At 62.8% G+C, this 17,293-nt stretch carries 17 protein-coding genes and 1 other RNA gene; 4 read left to right on the top strand and 14 right to left on the bottom strand.

Annotated elements, in window-relative coordinates; genetic code table 11:
• Positions 1 to 4 precede the first annotated feature (4 nt).
• The 12 genes from murG to rsmI all read right to left on the bottom strand — a co-directional run bounded on the left by murG (position 5) and on the right by rsmI (position 12,619).
• The gene (murG, locus tag WBK23_RS11045) at positions 5 to 1,075 is read right to left on the bottom strand and encodes an undecaprenyldiphospho-muramoylpentapeptide beta-N-acetylglucosaminyltransferase (protein ID WP_424484004.1); all 1,071 of its coding nucleotides are present in this window, start codon (positions 1,073 to 1,075) and stop codon (positions 5 to 7) included.
• Positions 1,065 to 2,291, bottom strand: coding sequence for a putative lipid II flippase FtsW (gene ftsW / locus WBK23_RS11040; RefSeq protein ID WP_424484032.1), 1,227 nt, complete (start codon positions 2,289 to 2,291; stop codon positions 1,065 to 1,067). Before ftsW ends, murG begins: the two co-directional genes overlap by 11 nt.
• Positions 2,291 to 3,637 carry a UDP-N-acetylmuramoyl-L-alanine--D-glutamate ligase gene (gene murD / locus WBK23_RS11035; protein ID WP_424484003.1) on the bottom strand — a complete coding sequence of 449 codons (1,347 nt, stop codon included), beginning with the start codon at positions 3,635 to 3,637 and terminating at the stop codon, positions 2,291 to 2,293. The genes ftsW and murD overlap by 1 nt, the downstream gene beginning before the upstream one ends.
• 21 nt (positions 3,638 to 3,658) lie before the next feature.
• Entirely contained in the window at positions 3,659 to 4,741 is a 1,083-nt protein-coding gene (gene mraY / locus WBK23_RS11030) for a phospho-N-acetylmuramoyl-pentapeptide-transferase (protein ID WP_397492708.1), read from the bottom strand.
• Complete coding sequence (locus WBK23_RS11025) at positions 4,741 to 6,123, bottom strand: UDP-N-acetylmuramoyl-tripeptide--D-alanyl-D-alanine ligase (RefSeq protein WP_424484002.1); 1,383 nt, start codon at positions 6,121 to 6,123, stop codon at positions 4,741 to 4,743. The genes mraY and WBK23_RS11025 overlap by 1 nt, the downstream gene beginning before the upstream one ends.
• Positions 6,116 to 7,579: a UDP-N-acetylmuramoyl-L-alanyl-D-glutamate--2,6-diaminopimelate ligase gene (locus WBK23_RS11020; protein WP_424484001.1), complete on the bottom strand. Its 1,464-nt coding sequence runs from the start codon at positions 7,577 to 7,579 to the stop codon at positions 6,116 to 6,118. Before WBK23_RS11020 ends, WBK23_RS11025 begins: the two co-directional genes overlap by 8 nt.
• Complete coding sequence (locus WBK23_RS11015; protein ID WP_424484000.1) at positions 7,579 to 9,318, bottom strand: peptidoglycan D,D-transpeptidase FtsI family protein; 1,740 nt, start codon at positions 9,316 to 9,318, stop codon at positions 7,579 to 7,581. Before WBK23_RS11015 ends, WBK23_RS11020 begins: the two co-directional genes overlap by 1 nt.
• Positions 9,315 to 9,608 carry a cell division protein FtsL gene (ftsL, locus tag WBK23_RS11010; RefSeq protein ID WP_424483999.1) on the bottom strand — a complete coding sequence of 98 codons (294 nt, stop codon included), beginning with the start codon at positions 9,606 to 9,608 and terminating at the stop codon, positions 9,315 to 9,317. The genes WBK23_RS11015 and ftsL overlap by 4 nt, the downstream gene beginning before the upstream one ends.
• Entirely contained in the window at positions 9,605 to 10,546 is a 942-nt protein-coding gene (rsmH, locus tag WBK23_RS11005) for a 16S rRNA (cytosine(1402)-N(4))-methyltransferase RsmH (RefSeq protein WP_424483998.1), read from the bottom strand. The genes ftsL and rsmH overlap by 4 nt, the downstream gene beginning before the upstream one ends.
• 2 nt (positions 10,547 to 10,548) lie before the next feature.
• Positions 10,549 to 11,004 (bottom strand): division/cell wall cluster transcriptional repressor MraZ, encoded by a 456-nt coding sequence (gene mraZ, locus WBK23_RS11000; RefSeq protein WP_069517860.1) that lies wholly within the window; start codon positions 11,002 to 11,004, stop codon positions 10,549 to 10,551.
• 309 nt (positions 11,005 to 11,313) lie between these two features.
• Positions 11,314 to 11,672: RNase P RNA component class A (gene rnpB, locus WBK23_RS10995), an RNA gene on the bottom strand.
• Between the two features lie 41 nt (positions 11,673 to 11,713).
• Positions 11,714 to 12,619: a 16S rRNA (cytidine(1402)-2'-O)-methyltransferase gene (gene rsmI, locus WBK23_RS10990; protein ID WP_424483997.1), complete on the bottom strand. Its 906-nt coding sequence runs from the start codon at positions 12,617 to 12,619 to the stop codon at positions 11,714 to 11,716.
• 103 nt (positions 12,620 to 12,722) lie between these two features.
• On the opposite strand from rsmI, the gene WBK23_RS10985 reads away from it, so the two are divergent.
• Genes WBK23_RS10985 through WBK23_RS10970 form a run of 4 tightly spaced genes read left to right on the top strand, consistent with a single transcriptional unit; the run spans position 12,723 to position 16,059 of the window.
• Positions 12,723 to 14,534 (top strand): penicillin-binding protein activator, encoded by a 1,812-nt coding sequence (locus tag WBK23_RS10985; RefSeq protein WP_424484031.1) that lies wholly within the window; start codon positions 12,723 to 12,725, stop codon positions 14,532 to 14,534.
• Positions 14,531 to 14,905: a YraN family protein gene (locus tag WBK23_RS10980; RefSeq protein ID WP_424483996.1), complete on the top strand. Its 375-nt coding sequence runs from the start codon at positions 14,531 to 14,533 to the stop codon at positions 14,903 to 14,905. The genes WBK23_RS10985 and WBK23_RS10980 overlap by 4 nt, the downstream gene beginning before the upstream one ends.
• A gap of 30 nt (positions 14,906 to 14,935) precedes the next feature.
• Positions 14,936 to 15,529, top strand: coding sequence for a phosphoheptose isomerase (locus WBK23_RS10975; RefSeq protein WP_424483995.1), 594 nt, complete (start codon positions 14,936 to 14,938; stop codon positions 15,527 to 15,529).
• Positions 15,526 to 16,059: a BON domain-containing protein gene (locus tag WBK23_RS10970; protein WP_424483994.1), complete on the top strand. Its 534-nt coding sequence runs from the start codon at positions 15,526 to 15,528 to the stop codon at positions 16,057 to 16,059. Before WBK23_RS10975 ends, WBK23_RS10970 begins: the two co-directional genes overlap by 4 nt.
• Positions 16,060 to 16,180: 121 nt before the next feature.
• Here the strand turns inward: WBK23_RS10970 and WBK23_RS10965 are convergent, their stop codons facing one another.
• On the bottom strand, positions 16,181 to 16,594 hold the full coding sequence (locus WBK23_RS10965; RefSeq protein ID WP_424483993.1) for a ClpXP protease specificity-enhancing factor: 414 nt from the start codon (positions 16,592 to 16,594) through the stop codon (positions 16,181 to 16,183).
• A 15-nt stretch (positions 16,595 to 16,609) separates the two neighbouring features.
• Positions 16,610 to 17,227, bottom strand: a complete 618-nt coding sequence (locus WBK23_RS10960; protein ID WP_424483992.1) for a glutathione S-transferase N-terminal domain-containing protein — start codon at positions 17,225 to 17,227, stop codon at positions 16,610 to 16,612.
• Between the last annotated feature and the right edge of the window lie 66 nt (positions 17,228 to 17,293).

Here is a 17,293-nt window from a genome sequence, read left to right as displayed (position 1 = left end):
AGACTTAGCCACGGGCCACCTCCAGGCAGATATCGACAACGGTGCGGGTTGCATCGGGCTTGGCCAGACGACGTGCGGTCTGGCCCATTTCATTCAGGCGTTCGGGGTGCATCAAAACCTCGGTCAGCTGCGCGGCCAGCTTGGCGGCGTCAGTGGAGCGTTGTGGCAGCAGTACGGCAGCGCCGGCACTGGCCAGATAATCGGCATTGCGGGTCTGGTGGTCGTCAATTGCATGCGGCAGCGGCAGCAGGAACGCCGGCAGGCCGGCAGCGGCCAGCTCGCTGACGGTCAGCGCACCGGAACGGCACACCACCAGGTCGGCCCAGGCGTAAGCCCTGGCCATGTCCTGGATAAACGGCGCGACCTGCGCTTCGACGCCGACGGCGCGATAACGTTCGCCGGTCACACCATCGTGCTGCTTGCCGGCCTGATGGAACACTTCAGGACGCAGCTCAGCAGCCACCAGCGCCAGCGCTTCGGGCAGTAACTTGTTCAGCGGTTCGGCACCCAGGCTGCCGCCCAGTACCAGCAGACGCGGGCGGCGATGGCGCAGCGAATCACGCGGAGTCGCCAGGAACAGCTCTTCGCGCACCGGGTTGCCGGTGGTACGGCGTTTGTCGCTGTTGCCGAAGGTATTCGGGAAGGCTTCGCACACGCGGCTGGCGAAGGCCACCAGACTGCGGTTGGCGGTGCCGACCACGGCGTTCTGCTCGTGGATGATCAGCGGCGCACCAGTCATGCGTGCAGCCAGGCCGCCGGGTCCGGTGACATAACCGCCCATACCGAGCACGCAAACCGGCTCAAGCTCGCGCATGATCTTGCGCGCCTGGAACAGCGCCTTGATCAGCTGGAACGGCGCTTTCAGCAGCGACAGCTTGCCCTTGCCACGCAGGCCAGTGACGTCGATCAGGTGCAGCGGCAGCCCAGCCGCCGGCACCAGTTCATTCTCGATGCCACGCGGCGTACCCAGCCAATGCACGCTGTAACCACGCGCCTTGAATTCGCGGGCACAGGCCAGCGCCGGGAATACGTGCCCGCCGGTACCGCCGGCCATGATCAGCACATTACCGCGCATGCTGAACCTCCTCGGCGGCTTGGCCTTCAAAGAAATCGGCCTCGTTGAAATCGACATCCTCGCTGCCCAGTTGGGTGCGACGCTCCCACTCGATGCGCAGCAGCAGCGCCAGGCTGACGCAGCAGATCACCAGCGAGCTGCCGCCGTAGCTGAGGAATGGCAGGGTCAAGCCTTTGGTCGGCAGCAGGCCGACGTTCACGCCGATATTGATCAGCACCTGGCCGATCCACAGGAACGCCAGGCCGTAAGCCACATACGCCGAGAAGAACTGCTTGGCCTTCTCCGCCCACAGGCCGATATACAGAGCGCGCACGCTGACGAAGACGAACAGGGCGACGGTGATCAGTGCGCCAACCATGCCCAGCTCTTCGGCCAGCACGGCAAACACGAAGTCGGTATGCGCTTCCGGCAGGTAGAACTGCTTCTGCACGCTGTTGCCCAGACCGACGCCGAACCACTCGCCACGGCCGAAGGCGATCAGCGCCTGGCTCAGCTGGTAACCGGCACCGTACTGGTCAGCCCAAGGGTCGACAAAGTTGGTCAGGCGCTCCAGGCGATAGGCCTGGCTGGTCATCACCAGCACGCCGAGACCGAGCACACAGGCCGCCAGCGGAATAAAGCGCAGCAGGTTGACCCCGCCGAGGAACAGCATGGCGATGGCCGCACCCACCAGTACTACGGTGGCACCGAAGTCAGGCTCGGCCAGCAGCAACGCGGCGATCGGCCCCAGCACCAGCATTGGCTTGATAAAGCCGGTGAGCTTCTCGCGCACTTCTTCCTGGCGACGCACCAGGTAGGCGGCGATAAACATCACGGTGAACAGCTTGGCCAGCTCGGACGGCTGCAGGTTGAAGATGCCGAAACCGATCCAGCGCTTGGCGCCGTTCACTTCGCGGCCAATGCCTGGCAGCAATACCAGAATCAGCAGCACCACCGCCGCCAACAACAGCATGCCGCTGTACCGCTGCCACAGCGCCATTGGCACCAACAGGGTCGCGAGCGCGGCACCGGTGCCGAGCGCCAGGTAAATCAGGTGACGAATCATGTGATAGAGCGGGTTGCCCGACTGCACCGCGGCCACTTCCGAGGACGCCGAAGCGATCATCACCAGACCCAGGCCGAGCAGCGCCAGGCAGCCAGCCAGCAGCGGGAAGTCGATGTCGATACCGCGACGGGTATGCAGCGGCGAAGGCGCGGCGAGCAGGCGGGCCAGCATCATTGCAAACCCTCCACGGCCTGGGCGAACAGACGTCCGCGCTCTTCGAAGTTCTTGAACATGTCCAGGCTGGCGCAGGCCGGCGACAGCAGCACGGCATCGCCCGCCTCGGCCAGCTCGGCGGCGCGCTGTACGGCTTCTTCCAGGGTCTTGACCCGGATCAGCGGCGCGGCATCGCCCAGCGCGGTGGCGAGCAATTCGGCATCGCGACCGAGCAGCACCACGGCGCGGCAGAACTTGCTAGCCGGCGTTTTCAGTGCGGAGAAATCTGCACCCTTGCCATCGCCACCGGCGATCAGCACCAGCTTGCCGCTGATATCCGCGCCCAGGCCTTCGATGGCGGCCAGTGCAGCGCCGACGTTGGTGGCCTTGGAGTCGTCGTAGTAGCTCACGGCCTTGCGCTCGCCAACCCACTGGCAGCGATGCGGCAGGCCAGCGAACTGCTTGAGGGTTGCCAACATCGGCTCGAACGGCAGACCGACGGCATGACCCAGCGCCAGCGCCGCCAGGGCATTGGACTGGTTATGCGCGCCGCGAATCTTCAGCTCACGCACCGGCAGCAGCGCAGCGAACTGATAAGCCAGAGACTTCTCGCCGTTTTCTTCGAGTAGGCCGAAACGTTTGAAATCTGGCTTGCCCAGACCGAAATACCAGCACGGCAGTTGGTCGGCCACCAGCGGACGCGACAGCGCGTCATCGCGGTTCACCACCACCTGCCGCGCGCCGCGGAAGATGCGGTGCTTGGCCAGGTGATAAGCCGGCAGATCGGCGTAGCGATCCATATGGTCGTCGCTAATGTTCAGGCAAGTCGCCACTTCAGCGTTGAGCTGGTCGGTGGTTTCCAGCTGGAAGCTCGACAGCTCCATGACATACAGCTCGATCTCATCATTCAGCAGGTCCAGCGCCGGCGTACCGAGGTTGCCACCGACCGCGACCCTCTTGCCCGCCGCTGCGGCCATCTCGCCAACCAGGGTGGTCACGGTGCTTTTGGCGTTGGAGCCGGTAATGGCGACGATCGGTGCCTTGGCATAACGGGCGAACAGGTCGATATCACCCGACAGCTTGACGCCACGTGCAGCGGCCGCCTGCAGCGCCGGGGTGGCGATAGCCAGGCCCGGGCTGACCAGCAACTCGCTGGCGCGGCAAAGGAACTCCACATCCAGTTCGCCACAACGCACTTCCACCTGCGGGAACTGTTCACGCAAGGTGCTCAGTTCCGGCGGGTTGGCACGGGTGTCTACCACGGCGAACGGCAGGCCCTGGCGTGCGAGGAATCGCACCAGGGACATGCCGCTCTTGCCGAGGCCGACAACGATGCGGAAGTGGTCAGAAGCGATCAGGGTCATGCTGTTATAAATCCTCAGTCCTTAACGCAGTTTCAGAGTGGCAAGGCCGATCAACACCAGAATCACGGTGATGATCCAGAAGCGCACGATCACGCGCGGCTCGGGCCAGCCTTTCAGTTCAAAGTGGTGATGGATCGGTGCCATGCGGAACACGCGCTTGCCGGTCAGCTTGAAGCTGGCGACCTGGATGATCACCGACAGGGTTTCCACCACGAAGATGCCGCCCATAATGAACAGCACCACTTCCTGGCGGACGATCACCGCGATGGTGCCCAAAGCCGCGCCCAGCGCCAGCGCGCCGACATCGCCCATAAACACCTGCGCCGGGTAGGTGTTGAACCAGAGAAAACCGAGGCCAGCACCGACCAGGGCGGCGCAGAACACGATCAGCTCACCCGCGCCCGGCACGTAGGGAATAAACAGGTATTCGGCGAACTTCACGTTGCCCGACAGGTAGCAGAAGATCCCCAGCGCACCGCCGACCATCACTGTGGGCAGAATCGCCAGGCCATCGAGGCCGTCGGTGAGGTTGACCGCGTTGCTCGAACCGACGATGACGAAGTAGGTCAGCACCACAAAGCCCAGGCCCAGCTCCAGGCTGAAGTCTTTGAGCATCGGCAGAATCAGGGTGGTTTCCACCGGGCTCTGCGCAGTCATATAAAGGAAGAACGCTGCACCGAGGCCGAACACCGACTGCCAGAAATACTTCCAGCGGCTCGGCAGGCCCTTGGAGTTCTTCTCGATCACCTTGCGGTAGTCGTCGACCCAGCCGATGGCACCGAACAGCAGGGTCACGGCCAATACGGTCCACACGTAGCGGTTGGACAGGTCGGCCCAGAGCAAGGTGCTGACGGCAATGGCCGAAAGAATCAGCGCGCCGCCCATGGTGGGCGTGCCCTTCTTCGACAGATGCGACTGCGGGCCGTCGTTGCGCACCGACTGGCCGATCTGACGAATCTGCAGGGTGCGGATCATCCACGGGCCGAGCCACAGCGACAGGGCCAGCGCGGTGAGCACGCCCAAGATGCCGCGCAGTGTCAGGTACTGAAACACTGCGAAACCCTTGTGGAACTGTTGCAGGTATTCCGCCAGCAGCAGCAGCATTAGTGAATCTCCCCAGACGTGCCACACAGTGCCGCTACGACTTTTTCCATCGCGGCGCTGCGTGAACCTTTAATTAGAAGGGTGGTGTCGCCCTGCTCGGCGCTTTGTTCTACGAGCAGCGCGTCGATCAGGCTGGCTTGGTCGGCGAAGTGCCGGCCATTGGCACCGAATTCTTCAATGGCGTGGGCCATCAGCGGGCCAACGGCATAAACCGCATCAACCTTACCGAGCGCGTAACTGCCGACCTGGCGATGGCCCTGCTCGGCCCACGCACCCAGCTCGCCGATATCGCCCAGCACCAGCACGCGGCGGCCAGGGAAGCCGGCGAGGATATCGATGGCCGCGCACACGGAAGTCGGATTGGCGTTGTAGCTGTCGTCGATCACGCGCAGGCCATTCGGCGCAATCTGCGCAACGGCGCGACCCTTGACCGGCTGCAGGCGTTCCAGCCCGGCCTTGATCGCCGCCGGGGAAAGGCCCAGCGCCTGGGCAGCCGCAGCAGCAGCCAGGGCATTAGCGACGTTGTGCTCACCGAGCAGATTGAGCTGAATACGGGCCTGACCGCTGGCGCAGTGCAGGCTAAAGGCCGAGCAACCACGGGCGTCGCGAGCCAATTCGCTGGCGTAGACGTCAGCCGCTGAATTACGCAGGGCAAAGCTGCTGAGCGTGCGGCCCTGGGCGCGCTGCTGCCAGATGGAGAACGCGCTGTCATCGAGGTTGAGCACGGCCACGCCGCTATCGCTCAGGCCTTCGAGGATTTCGCCCTTGGCCTGGACGATCTTCTCCGGCCCGCCGAACTCGCCGACATGGGCGGTGCCGGCATTGTTGATGATGGCTACATGCGGCTGGGTCAGGCCCACGGTGTAGGCGATCTCGCCAACATGGTTGGCGCCCAGCTCAATCACGGCGGCGACATGCTCAGGCGCCAGCTCCAGCAGGGTCAGCGGCGCGCCGAGGTCGTTATTCAGGTTGCCACGAGTCGCTAGCACCGGGCCTTGCAGGCCTTCACGCAGGATGCTGGCGAGCATTTCCTTGACCGTGGTCTTGCCGCTGGAACCGGTAATCGCGACTACTGGCGCGCTGAACGCCTGGCGGTTGAACGCGCCCAGTTGGCCGAGAGCCAAGCGGGTATCGGCGACCAGTAATTGCGGCAGCGGCGCATTCGCCACTTCACGCTCGACCAGCGCAGCAACCGCGCCTTGGCCGGCGACGTCTGCCAGGTAGTCATGGCCATCGAAACGCGGGCCGGTCAGAGCGACAAACAGCTGGCCAGCGGCAATCGCCCGGCTGTCGCTGCTGACGGCATTGAATGCCACGTCTGCACCGATCACCCGAGCGCCCAGCACGCTTGCCACTTCGCTCAAACGCAGCGCCTTAAGCATGCGCCACCTCCCATGCCGCCAAAGCGTTAGCCGCTTCGACCAGGTCGGAGAACGGCTGACGCACGCCGTTGATTTCCTGATAGTCCTCGTGGCCCTTGCCGGCCAGCACCAGCACGTCATCGGCACTGGCAGCGGCAATCAGCTGGGCAATCGCCTGGCCGCGGCCATGGACGAACTGCACGGACTCTGGCGCGGCAAAGCCGGCGCGAATGTCGCGGAAAATCTGTTCAGGGGTTTCCGTACGCGGGTTGTCGTCGGTCACCAGCACGCCATCGGCCAGACGCTCAACCACGGCGGCCATCAGCGGGCGCTTGCCGCTATCACGATCACCACCGCAGCCGAACAGGCACAGCAGGCGACCTTTGACATGCGGGCGCAGGGCTTCGAGGACTTTTTCCAGGGCATCCGGGGTGTGCGCGTAATCCACTACAACCAGCGGTTGTTTGACGCCACCCAAGCGCTGCATGCGGCCGATCGGGCCCTGCAGCTGTGGCAGCACCTTGAGAATTTCGTCCAGCGGGTAATCCATACCGAGCAAGGCACCGACCACCGCCAGCAGGTTGCTCAGGTTGAAACGGCCGAGCAGCGAGCTGCGCAGATTGCCCTCACCACGCGGCGTCACCAGCGTGGCGCGCACGCCCTGCTCGTCGAACTGCGCATCACGGCAATACAGATAGGCTTCAGCGTCGATCAGGCTGTAGCTGATCAGCCGCGACTCGTGCTCAGCCGCTGCCAGCTCACGGCCAAAGGCGTCGTCCAGATTGAGCACGCGGCAACGCAGGCCGCTCCAGGCGAACAGCGCAGCTTTCGCTTCGGCGTAAGCCTGCATCGAACCGTGGTAATCCAGATGATCGCGCGACAGGTTGGTAAACACCGCCACATCGAAGGCCAGCGCCGCCACGCGGCCCTGGTGCAGGCCGTGAGACGACACTTCCATGGCCACGGCGCGAGCACCGGCGTTTTTCATATCAGCCAGGGTCGCCTGCACACCAATCGGGTCAGGCGTGGTGTGGCGGCCCAGCTCCAGCGCGCCGTAGAAGCCATTACCCAGGGTGCCAACAATGCCGCAGCGCTCGCCCAGCAGATCCAGCGCCTGAGCCAGCAACTGGCTGACGCTGGTTTTGCCGTTGGTGCCGGTGATGCCAATCAGGTGCAGGCCACGGCTTGGCTCGCCATAGAAGCGCCCGGCGATGGCCGACAGCTGATTGGCCAAACCTTTGAGCGCAACCAGTTCAGCACTGTGCGCGGTCATGGCCGCAGCGCCTTCAGCTTCATAGGCCACGGCAGCGGCGCCACGGGCAACCGCATCAGCGATATGCACGCGGCCATCCTGCTGGGTGCCCGGCACGGCAAGAAACAGGTCACCCGGACGCACCTTGCGGCTGTCCAGGGTCAATTCACGAATCAGTACAGAACTAGCCGCTTCCGGCAGCAGTTGATTCAGGGGCATAGGCATCAGATACGCCCTCCTTTAACAGGTACGACGGCGGCGGTTTCGACCTTCGCAGCCTCGGGTAGCGGCAGGTTGTCCGGGGCGACGTTCATCAGGCGCAGCGCGCCGGCCATGACTTTGCCAAACACCGGCGCGGCGACCAGGCCGCCGTAGTAACCGCCCTCGCCTGGTTCATCAATCATGATCACGGCGGCAATACGTGGGTTATCGATAGGAGCAACACCGGCGAAGAACGAGCGATAAGCCTTGTCGACATAGCCCTTGCTGCCGGTTGCCGCTTTACGCGCCGTGCCGCTCTTGCCGCCGACGTGATAGCCCGGCACCTTGGCCCGCGCACCGCCGCCGCCCGGCTCTTCAACCACCGACTGGAGCATGCCAAGTACGGTCTTGGCGATCTGCTGGTCGATTACCTGAGTGGACACCGGCTGACGATCCAGGCGCACCATCGACAGGTTTACGTTCTTGCCTTCGTTGGCCAGCACCGAATAGGCATGCGCCAGCTGCACCGCGGTCACCGAGAGGCCATAGCCGTAGGCCAGGGTGGCGGTCTCGGCCTGCTTCCAGACGCGGTAGTTGGGCAGGTTGCCGACGCGCTCGCCAGGGAAGCTGAGGCCGGTGTCCTGGCCCAGACCGACTTGCTGCATAACGGCGTAAATCGGCTCTGCGCCGATATCGAATGCCACCTTGCTGATGCCGACGTTGCTCGACTTCATTAGGATCTGGGTCAGGTTGAGTACACCGCCGCGGGAAACGTCACGAATGGTGTAGCGGCCGATGCGCAGGGTTCCGGGATAAGTGTCCACGGTCATTTCCGGAGTCCAGCGCCCGCTACCCAACGCCGCAGCGATGGAGAACGGCTTGACGGTGGAGCCCGGCTCGAACACGTCGATCATCGCCCGGTTGCGCATGGCAGCGGGTTGCAGGTTGCGGCGGTTGTTCGGGTTGTAGGTCGGCTGGTTGACCATCGCCAGCACTTCGCCGGTCTGCACGTCGAGCAGCACCAGGCTGCCGGCCTTGGCGCCGAACTCGGTGACGGCGTTACGCAGCTCGCGATGGGCCAAGTACTGCAGGCGCAGATCAATCGACAATGCCAAGGCCTTACCGGCCTTGGCATTCTGTGCAACCTGGACATCCTTGATCAGCCGACCGCGGCGATCCTTAAGCACCTGGCGCTGGCCTGGTACGCCGGCCAGCCAATCCTCGAAGGCCAGTTCCATGCCCTCGCGGCCACGGTCGTCGATATCGGTAAAGCCGACCACATGGGCAGCCACCTCACCGGCCGGGTAGAAGCGGCGAAACTCTTCGATGCCGTATACGCCAGGCACTTTCAGGTCGAGGATGCGCTGACCTTGCTCAGGCGTCAGGCCACGCACCAGGTACATAAATTCGCGCCCAGCATTGGCTTGCAGGCGCACGCTAAAGGCTTTTGGCTCCTGACCCAGAGCGGCGGCCAGAGCGTTCCACTTGGCCTTGCCGTTCTGCAATTCCTTGCCATTGGCCCACAGGGTGGTGACCGGAGTGCTGACCGCCAGCGGTTCGCCATTGCGATCGGTAATCAGGCCACGGTGTGCAGGAATCGGGATATGCCGCACGCTGCGCGCGTCGCCATGGGCCTGCAGGAAGGTCTGGTCGAACACCTGCAGATCGACAATGCGCCAGGCAATAGCGCCGACCATCAGTGCCAACAACAGCAGCACCAGGCGGAAGCGCCAAGGATAGAGGGCGCCTTCCAGGCCGATCATGGCGCCACCATCTGAACTTCGGCGGCATCCGGGATGCGCATGCTCAAGCGTTCGCTTGCCAGAGCTTCGATGCGGTTGTGCGCAGTCCAGGTGCTTTGCTCAAGAATCAGCCGGCCCCACTCCGCCTGCGCCTTGTCGCGCACGCTCAGTTCGGCATACAGGTCATTGAGCAGCTGGCGGTTCCAGTGCGCGCTGTAAGAAACCCCCACCGCCGAAACCAGCACGGCCAAAAACAGCAGCAGCATCAGCAGACTGCCGCCGGGCAATGGCTTGGCGTAGAGCGCGCTCACCGCAGCTTCTCGGCGATGCGCATGACCGCGCTGCGCGAACGTGGGTTGGCCTGCAATTCCGCCTCGGAGGCGAACACTGGCTTACCAATCAACTTCAAACGCGGTTCGAAGGCTTTCGGGATGATCGGCAGATCGCGCGGCAATTTGTCCATCTCACCCTTGGCATGCTTACGCATAAAGAGTTTGACGATGCGGTCTTCCAGCGAGTGGAAGCTGATCACCACCAGGCGACCACCGACTTCCAGGGTCTCTAGGGCCGCGTCGAGGCCGCGTTCCAAGTCACCCAGTTCGTTGTTGATATAGATGCGCAGCCCCTGGAAAGCGCGAGTCGCCGGATTCTTGCCCTTTTCCCAGGCAGGGTTGGCGACAGTCAGCACCTGAGCTAGGTCGGCGGTGCGCTCGAATGGCTGCTCGGCGCGGCGCAACACCACGGCGCGGGCCATGCGCTTGGCGAAACGCTCTTCGCCATATTCCTTGAACACCCGGGCGATTTCTTCTTCGGCCGCACTGGCGATGAAGTGCGCGGCACTGACGCCGGCGTCCGGGTTCATACGCATGTCCAGCGGGCCGTCATTCATAAAGCTGAAGCCGCGCTCGGCGTCGTCCAGCTGCGGCGACGACACGCCCAGATCGAGCAGGATGCCATTGACCTTACCGGCCAGGCCGCGCGCAGTAACTTCGTCGCCCAGCTCGGCAAAGCTGCGCTGCACAACGACAAAGCGGCCGTCTTCGGCCGCCAGCGTATTGCCCGTGGCAATGGCCAGGGGGTCTTTATCAAACCCTAGCAAGTGACCGTCCGGGCCCAGCTTCTCGAGGATCAACCGGCTATGCCCGCCGCGCCCAAAGGTGCCGTCCAGGTAGCAACCATTCGCGCGCACAGCCAGCCCTTCGACAGCCTCGTCGAGTAGCACGGTAATGTGGCGGAAATTGCTGGTCATGGTCACAGGATCAAGTCACGTAGGTCGTCGGACAAAGCACCCGGTTGCTTGATCGCGGCCAAATCGGCATCGGCCACAGCATTCCAGGCATCTTCATCCCACAGTTGGAATTTATTGAGTTGGCCGACCAGCATCGCGCGCTTATCCAGCTTGGCGTACTCACGCAGACGCGGCGGAACCAGGAAACGACCACTGGCATCCAGCTCAAGGTCGACCGCATTGCCGATCAGCAAACGCTGCAGGCGGCGGTTTTCTTCACGGAAGGAGGCGAGCTCGCGGAGTTTGGCTTCGATCAGCTCCCACTCGGCCAGCGGGTAGACGCAGAGGCAAGGGTCAATGGCATCAATCGTGACGATAAGCTGGCCAGCACAACGCGACACGAGCTCGTCCCGATACCGACTTGGCATCGCGAGTCGCCCTTTGGCGTCGAGACTGATGGCGTTTGCTCCACGAAACACGATTGCGTTTCCCCTTTTTTATTAGCTATCCGTGCCTAAAAAACCCACTTCGTGCCACTTCTTACCACTCGCGCACACTATAGGAACGCACGCACCCCACCGTCAAGGCGCGCTTGGCGGGAAAAAACCTTATAGAACGGCGATTTAGCGAACTTTCGAGGGGGCAAAACGGCTAAAAAACATGAGATGCGAGATATAAAAACAAGCCTGCACAGCAAGCTGAACTTCGAACTTAAAGTAGTTTGTTAAGAGTAAGATTTTTTCGGTCTTAGAAAGGAGGCGAAGCACTGAAGCGGATAAATGAGGAAGGTGGAGAGTCGATCTGTAAGCCGGGTTCTGTCGAGGACAGTCATTCCTCTACGACGTACATCACTGCACGCCTTTAGCAACCTACCCGGTTCCAGCGCGGGCCACGCCAATGGAACCCTATTTGGTCTTGCTCCGAGTGGGGTTTGCCTAGCCACGAACTGTTACCAGTCGCGCGGTGCGCTCTTACCGCACCTTTTCACCCTTACCGGCACCGAAGTGCTTAGGCGGTTATTTTCTGTGGCACTTTCCGTAGGCTCACGCCTCCCAGGCGTTACCTGGCACTCCGCCCTATGGAGCCCGGACTTTCCTCCCCCGCATTACGCAGAACGCAACACGGCAGCGACTGTCCGATCGACTCTCCGCCGACAAGGGTAACGGCCCGCACCGGATAGAACAAGGTTTAAGCGTCTTTCTGCTGCTCCAGCGCCACCTGATAGAGCAAGTTCTTGCGCACTCCGGTGATCTCTGCCGCCAGCGCCGCCGCGCGTTTCAGCGGCATTTCCGCCAAGAGCAGATTCAACACGCGCATGGCTTCGGCGCTCACCGCCTCCTCGCCCTCAGGCGCCTGCCAGCCTGCAACCAGCACCACACACTCGCCGCGCTGCTGATTACTGTCGCCAGCCACCCAGGCGGCCAGTTCGGCCAGCGGCATGCCCTTGAGCGTTTCGAAGGTTTTAGTGATTTCTCGGGCGAGCAAGGCCGGGCGCTCGTCGCCGAACACCGCCTGCATATCCTGCAGGCATTCAAGAATGCGGTGCGGGGCCTCGTAGAAGATCAGCGTGCGCGGCTCTTCCTTTACCTGCTCAAGGCGCGCGCGGCGTCCTGCCGCCTTGGCGGGCAGAAAACCTTCGAAAATAAAACGATCCGACGGCAAACCCGCAGCCGACAACGCAGCAATCAGCGCGCAAGCCCCCGGCACAGGCACCACCGCAATACCGGCGGCGCGCGCCTGGCGCACCAGGTGATAGCCCGGATCGGAAATCAGCGGCGTGCCGGCATCGGAGATCAACGCCACATCATCACCAGCCAGCAGGCGCGTCAGAAAGCGCCCACCCTGATCGCGCTCGTTATGCTCATGGCAGGCTGCCAGCGGCGTACCGATGCCGAAATGCTGCATCAGGCGCGCCGAGTGGCGGGTGTCTTCGGCGGCAATCAAGGCGACGCTGCGCAGAATAGTCAGCGCTCGCGCACTAATGTCATCCAGATTGCCAATCGGCGTAGCCACCACATAAAGACTGCCAAAAGGCGGATTCGCAGCAGCAGGAGTGGTCACAGCACAGGCCTCATCAATCAGCAAAGCGCGCATTGTAGCCCGTTTCCAACCTTCAACATCGCGTCGCTGGCCGGGCTTGGGTACAATTCACCGCTCATTTGATCAAGTATCAGGAACGCCCTACATGCTCACCCGCCTGATCGCCTGCCTGCGCCCACTCTCCACCCTTTGCCTCGCTGGCCTGCTTGCCGCTTGCGCCGGCAGCCCCTCCTCGAATCTGGGTGAGCTGCCGCGCACACCGCAAGCCAGTATCGACCAGCTCTTGCAGCAAGCCGGCGACAGCCCATCGGAGCAAGCCGAGCTGCTGCGCCTGTCCGCCGCAGATCTGGCCTTCCAGCAGAAGGATGCCGCTCGCGCCAGCAGCATTCTCGACCAGGTACAGCTGGAAAGCCTGAAGCCGGCCCAGCAGATCTACGCCAGCACCCTGCGCGCCGAGCTGGATATGGCCAATAACCAACCCAAGGCCGCCTTGCGCGCGCTTGACCACCCAAGCATGGCTCGCCTCGCCGAGCTACCGGTCGAGCAGCAAGTTCGCAGCCAACTGGTTCGCGCCAGCGCCTTGCAGGCCACCGGACAAACCCTGGCAGCGGCGCGCGAGCGTGCCTTTATCGCGCCACTGCTCAGCGGTACAACCGCCACGCAGAACCACGAAGCCATCTGGGCGCTGATCTCCAGCCTGCCACTGAACGAACTGCAAGCCAGCGGCGATGCCGATCTCAACGGCTGGCTTGAGCTGGCCCGCGCATCCAAGAGCGCCGGCACACTGGAACAGCAGCAGGCCGCGATTGACGCCTGGGTCGCAGCCAACCCGCAGCACCCTGCAGCCCTGCAATTGCCGCAAGCACTGACCGACCTGAAACAACTCGCCAGCCAGCCACTGAGCGAAATTGCCCTACTGTTGCCACAGGACGGCCAGCTGGCCAGCGTCGCCCGCGCCTTGCGTGATGGCTTCCTGGCCGCCCACTACCAGGCGCAACAAGCCGGGCAGAACCCACCGAATATTCAGATTTTCGACAGCTCGCGCATCGGTTCCATGGACGCCTTCTACGCCCAGGCCCAGGCCTCCGGCGTACAACTGGTGATCGGTCCGCTGGAAAAAAACCTGGTCAGCCAGCTGAGCAGCCGCGAACAACTGCCCATCACCACCCTAGCCCTGAACTACAGCGAAGCCGCCCAGGAAGGCCCGGCGCAACTGTTCCAGTTCGGCCTGGCCGCCGAGGATGAGGCCCGCGAAGTCGCGCGCCGCGCCTGGGCCGACGGCATGCGCCGCGCCGTAGCACTGGTACCCAGCGGCGAATGGGGCGATCGTGTGCTCGCCGCCTTCCGTCAAAGCTGGCAAGCCCAGGGCGGCACCCTGATCGCCGCCGAACACGTCGACCAGCCGGTCGAACTGGCCCAGCAGATCGCCGACCTGTTCCAACTGCGCCAGAGCGAAGCGCGCGGCAAGCGTCTGCAGAACACCCTGGGCACCCCGGTGGCCGCTGCGCCATCACGTCGCCGCGATGTCGACTTCATCTTCCTGGCTGCTACCCCGCAACAAGCGCAGCAGATCAAGCCAACCCTGGCCTTCCAGTACGCTGGCGACGTGCCGGTGTACGCCACCTCGCACCTGTTCACCGGCACCTACAACCAGGCGCAGTACATCGACCTCAACGGCATCATGTTCTGCGAGACGCCCTGGCTGCTGAACGTCAATGATCCGCTGCGCCAGCAGGCCAGTACGCAATGGCCGCAAGCCGCGGGCAGCCTCGGCCGCCTGTACGCCATGGGTGCCGACGCCTACCAACTCGCCCCACGCCTGAACCAGCTCAAGGCCCTGCCGGAGACTCGCCTGCAAGGCCTGTCCGGCAGCCTGAGCCTGAGCCCGACGCAGCGCGTGGAGCGTCAACTGCCCTGGGCAGAGTTCCGCGATGGCCAGGTACAACCCCTGCCTGACAGCATCAATTGACCGAGCGCATCAGCACCCAACAACGCGGCAATGCCGCCGAAGCCCTGGCGCGCCAGCACCTCGAGCAACAAGGCCTGCGCCTACTGGCGCAGAACTGGCGCTGCCGCCTCGGCGAGCTTGATCTGGTCATGCTCGACGCCGATACAGTAGTATTTGTCGAGGTTCGCTATCGGCGCTATAGCGCCTGGGGCGGCGCAGTTGAGAGCGTGGATGCACGCAAACGTGAGAAACTCAGCCGCGCCGCTCAGCATTTCCTGCAACAAGAATCACGCTGGGCCAAGCACCCATGCCGTTTTGATGTGATTGCCATAAATGCCGACAGCCAAGCCCCCGCGCAACTGAACTGGATTCAAAACGCCTTTGATACCTGAACAGAAGCCACACTGAAGGTTATATCTCCAATGGATATGCAAGCCCGTATTCGCCACCTGTTCCAAGCCAGCATTGATACCAAACAGCAGGCCATGGAAGTGCTGATCCCCTTTATCGAGCAAGGCAGCCTGGCCATGGTTCACGCCCTGCTTAACGAGGGCAAGATTCTCTCTTGCGGCAATGGCGGCTCGGCCGGCGATGCTCAACACTTCTCCTCCGAACTGCTCAACCGCTTCGAGCGCGAGCGCCCGAGCCTGCCGGCCATCGCCCTGACCACCGACAGCTCGACCATCACCTCGATCGCCAACGATTACAGCTACAACGAGGTGTTTTCCAAGCAGATTCGCGCCCTCGGCCAGCCGGGCGACGTGCTGCTGGCAATTTCCACCAGCGGCAACTCGGCCAACGTGATCCAGGCCATCCAGGCCGCACACGACCGCGAGATGACCGTAGTCGCCCTGACCGGCCGCGACGGCGGCGGCATGGCTTCGCTGCTGCTGCCGGAAGACGTGGAAATCCGCGTGCCCTCGAAAGTCACCGCGCGCATCCAGGAAGTCCACCTGCTGGCCATCCACTGTTTGTGCGACCTGATCGACAGCCAATTGTTTGGGAGTGAAGAATGACCCGTTCACCACTGCTGCTTGCCGGCCTGGCACTGACCCTGGCGCTCGCCGGCTGCGGTAACCGCAGCGTCGGCAACAAGATCGATGACCAGTTTATTGCCCCGGAAGTCAGCTCCAACGTTGCCCGTGCGCACATCGACCTGACCAGCCCCACCTCGCACATTGTGGTGACCAGCTACAACGGTGTGGTGCTGCTAGCCGGGCAAACCCCGCGCAGCGACCTGAAAGGCATGGCCGAACAGGCCGCGCGCAAGGTCAACAACGTCAGCAAGGTGCACAACGAGCTGCAAGTGCTGCAACCCACCTCGCTACTGGTGCGCAGCAACGATTCGCTGCTGACCAGCCGCATCAAGACCCAGATGCTTGCCGACAGCAACGTACCGAGTACGCGCATCAAGGTGATCACCGAGAACGGTATCGTCTACATGCTTGGCCTGGTGTCGCAAGCCGAGGCCACCCACGCTACCAACCTGGTGCAAAGCGTGTCCGGCGTGCAGAAAGTGGTGAAGCTGTTCCAGTACAGCAACTGACTCACCGCAGAAATAAAAAAGGCGATCCTAGGATCGCCTTTTTTGTGGCCCTTCATCCCTGACGACCACCCTTCGGGCCGTCGCTGCGCAACGTCAAAAATGGCTCCCTGCCATTTTCTGCTTACTTGACCACTTTCAGACTCGGCCTACCGCTGGGTCGCGGCGGCTCATCATCCGGCGGGCTCTGATCACCCGGGTCATCGATCTCATCACCCTGCAACATCGACGGCTCGGAGTCGAAGACCATGCCCTGGCCGTTCTCCCGCGCATAGATCGCCAATACTGCGGCAGACGGGATATACAGGCGCTGCGGCACACCGGCGAAACGGCCTTCGAAGCTGACGGCGTCGTTATCCATATGCAGGTGACGCACTGCGGTCGGCGATACGTTGAGGACAATCTGCCCATCACTGGCAAAGCCAGAAGGCACCTGCACACCGGCGAATTCAGCATTCACCAGCAGGTGCGGGGTGCAATCGTTATCGACGATCCACTCATACAGAGCACGAACCAGATAGGGGCGACTCGACTTCATCACAACCTCCTCGGGTTAACGCATATCACGTTCAACGGGCGACAAACTGGCCTGGAACGCCTCACGGGCGAACTGCCGCTCCATGTAATCCAGCAGCGGTTTGGCCGGCTTGGGCAACTCGATCCCCAGCAGCGGCAAGCGCCAGAGAATCGGTAGCAGGCAGCAATCCACCAGACTCAACTCCTCACTGAGGAAATACGCCTTGTCGGCGAACAGTGGCGACACCCCGGTCAGGCTTTCGCGCAGCTCCTTACGGGCCACCGCACGGGCTGGCTCCTTGCTACGCGGATCGAGGATCAGATCCACCTGTGCGCACCAGTCGCGCTGGATACGATGAATCAGCAGACGGCTATTGGCCCTGGCCACAGGATAGACCGGCAGCAAGGGCGGATGCGGATAACGCTCATCCAGGTATTCCATGACCACTGTCGACTCGTACAGAGCCAGGTCACGATCCACCAGGGTCGGCAGGCTGGCGTAGGGGTTAACCTCCAGCAGCTTGGCCGGGTAACGGCCTTTTTCGACACTGATGATCTCGGCGCTGACACCCTTCTCGGCGAGCACGATGCGTACGCGGTGGGAATAGTGGTCGGCGGGGTCGGAGTAACAGGCCAACCGATTGGTCACGCCCATGGCGGTCCTCCTCGCTTATAAAGTTATGTAAAGCAGAAAGACCTGCGCGCCCAAAGGGGCGCGCAG

Origin of the sequence: Pseudomonas sp. (assembly GCF_049653025.1) — a bacterium.
Lineage (GTDB): Bacteria > Pseudomonadota > Gammaproteobacteria > Pseudomonadales > Pseudomonadaceae > Aquipseudomonas.
Note: the sequence above shows the minus strand (reverse complement) of the source record. Positions and strands in the feature narration are given on the sequence as shown.

Excerpts from the sequence above, each read along its gene's own strand:
- WBK23_RS10965 (WP_424483993.1), bottom strand. The coding sequence starts at position 16,594 with ATGAAGTCGAGTCGCCCCTATCTGGTTCGTGCTCTGTATGAGTGGATC.
- rsmH (WP_424483998.1), bottom strand. The coding sequence starts at position 10,546 with ATGACCAGCAATTTCCGCCACATTACCGTGCTACTCGACGAGGCTGTC.
- WBK23_RS10960 (WP_424483992.1), bottom strand. The coding sequence starts at position 17,227 with ATGGGCGTGACCAATCGGTTGGCCTGTTACTCCGACCCCGCCGACCAC.
- WBK23_RS11020 (WP_424484001.1), bottom strand. The coding sequence starts at position 7,579 with ATGCCTATGCCCCTGAATCAACTGCTGCCGGAAGCGGCTAGTTCTGTA.
- WBK23_RS10970 (WP_424483994.1), top strand. The coding sequence starts at position 15,526 with ATGACCCGTTCACCACTGCTGCTTGCCGGCCTGGCACTGACCCTGGCG.
- murD (WP_424484003.1), bottom strand. The coding sequence starts at position 3,637 with ATGACCCTGATCGCTTCTGACCACTTCCGCATCGTTGTCGGCCTCGGC.
- ftsW (WP_424484032.1), bottom strand. The coding sequence starts at position 2,291 with ATGCTGGCCCGCCTGCTCGCCGCGCCTTCGCCGCTGCATACCCGTCGC.
- mraY (WP_397492708.1), bottom strand. The coding sequence starts at position 4,741 with ATGCTGCTGCTGCTGGCGGAATACCTGCAACAGTTCCACAAGGGTTTC.
- WBK23_RS10975 (WP_424483995.1), top strand. The coding sequence starts at position 14,936 with ATGGATATGCAAGCCCGTATTCGCCACCTGTTCCAAGCCAGCATTGAT.
- rsmI (WP_424483997.1), bottom strand. The coding sequence starts at position 12,619 with ATGCGCGCTTTGCTGATTGATGAGGCCTGTGCTGTGACCACTCCTGCT.
- WBK23_RS11025 (WP_424484002.1), bottom strand. The coding sequence starts at position 6,123 with ATGCTTAAGGCGCTGCGTTTGAGCGAAGTGGCAAGCGTGCTGGGCGCT.
- WBK23_RS11015 (WP_424484000.1), bottom strand. The coding sequence starts at position 9,318 with ATGATCGGCCTGGAAGGCGCCCTCTATCCTTGGCGCTTCCGCCTGGTG.
- murG (WP_424484004.1), bottom strand. The coding sequence starts at position 1,075 with ATGCGCGGTAATGTGCTGATCATGGCCGGCGGTACCGGCGGGCACGTA.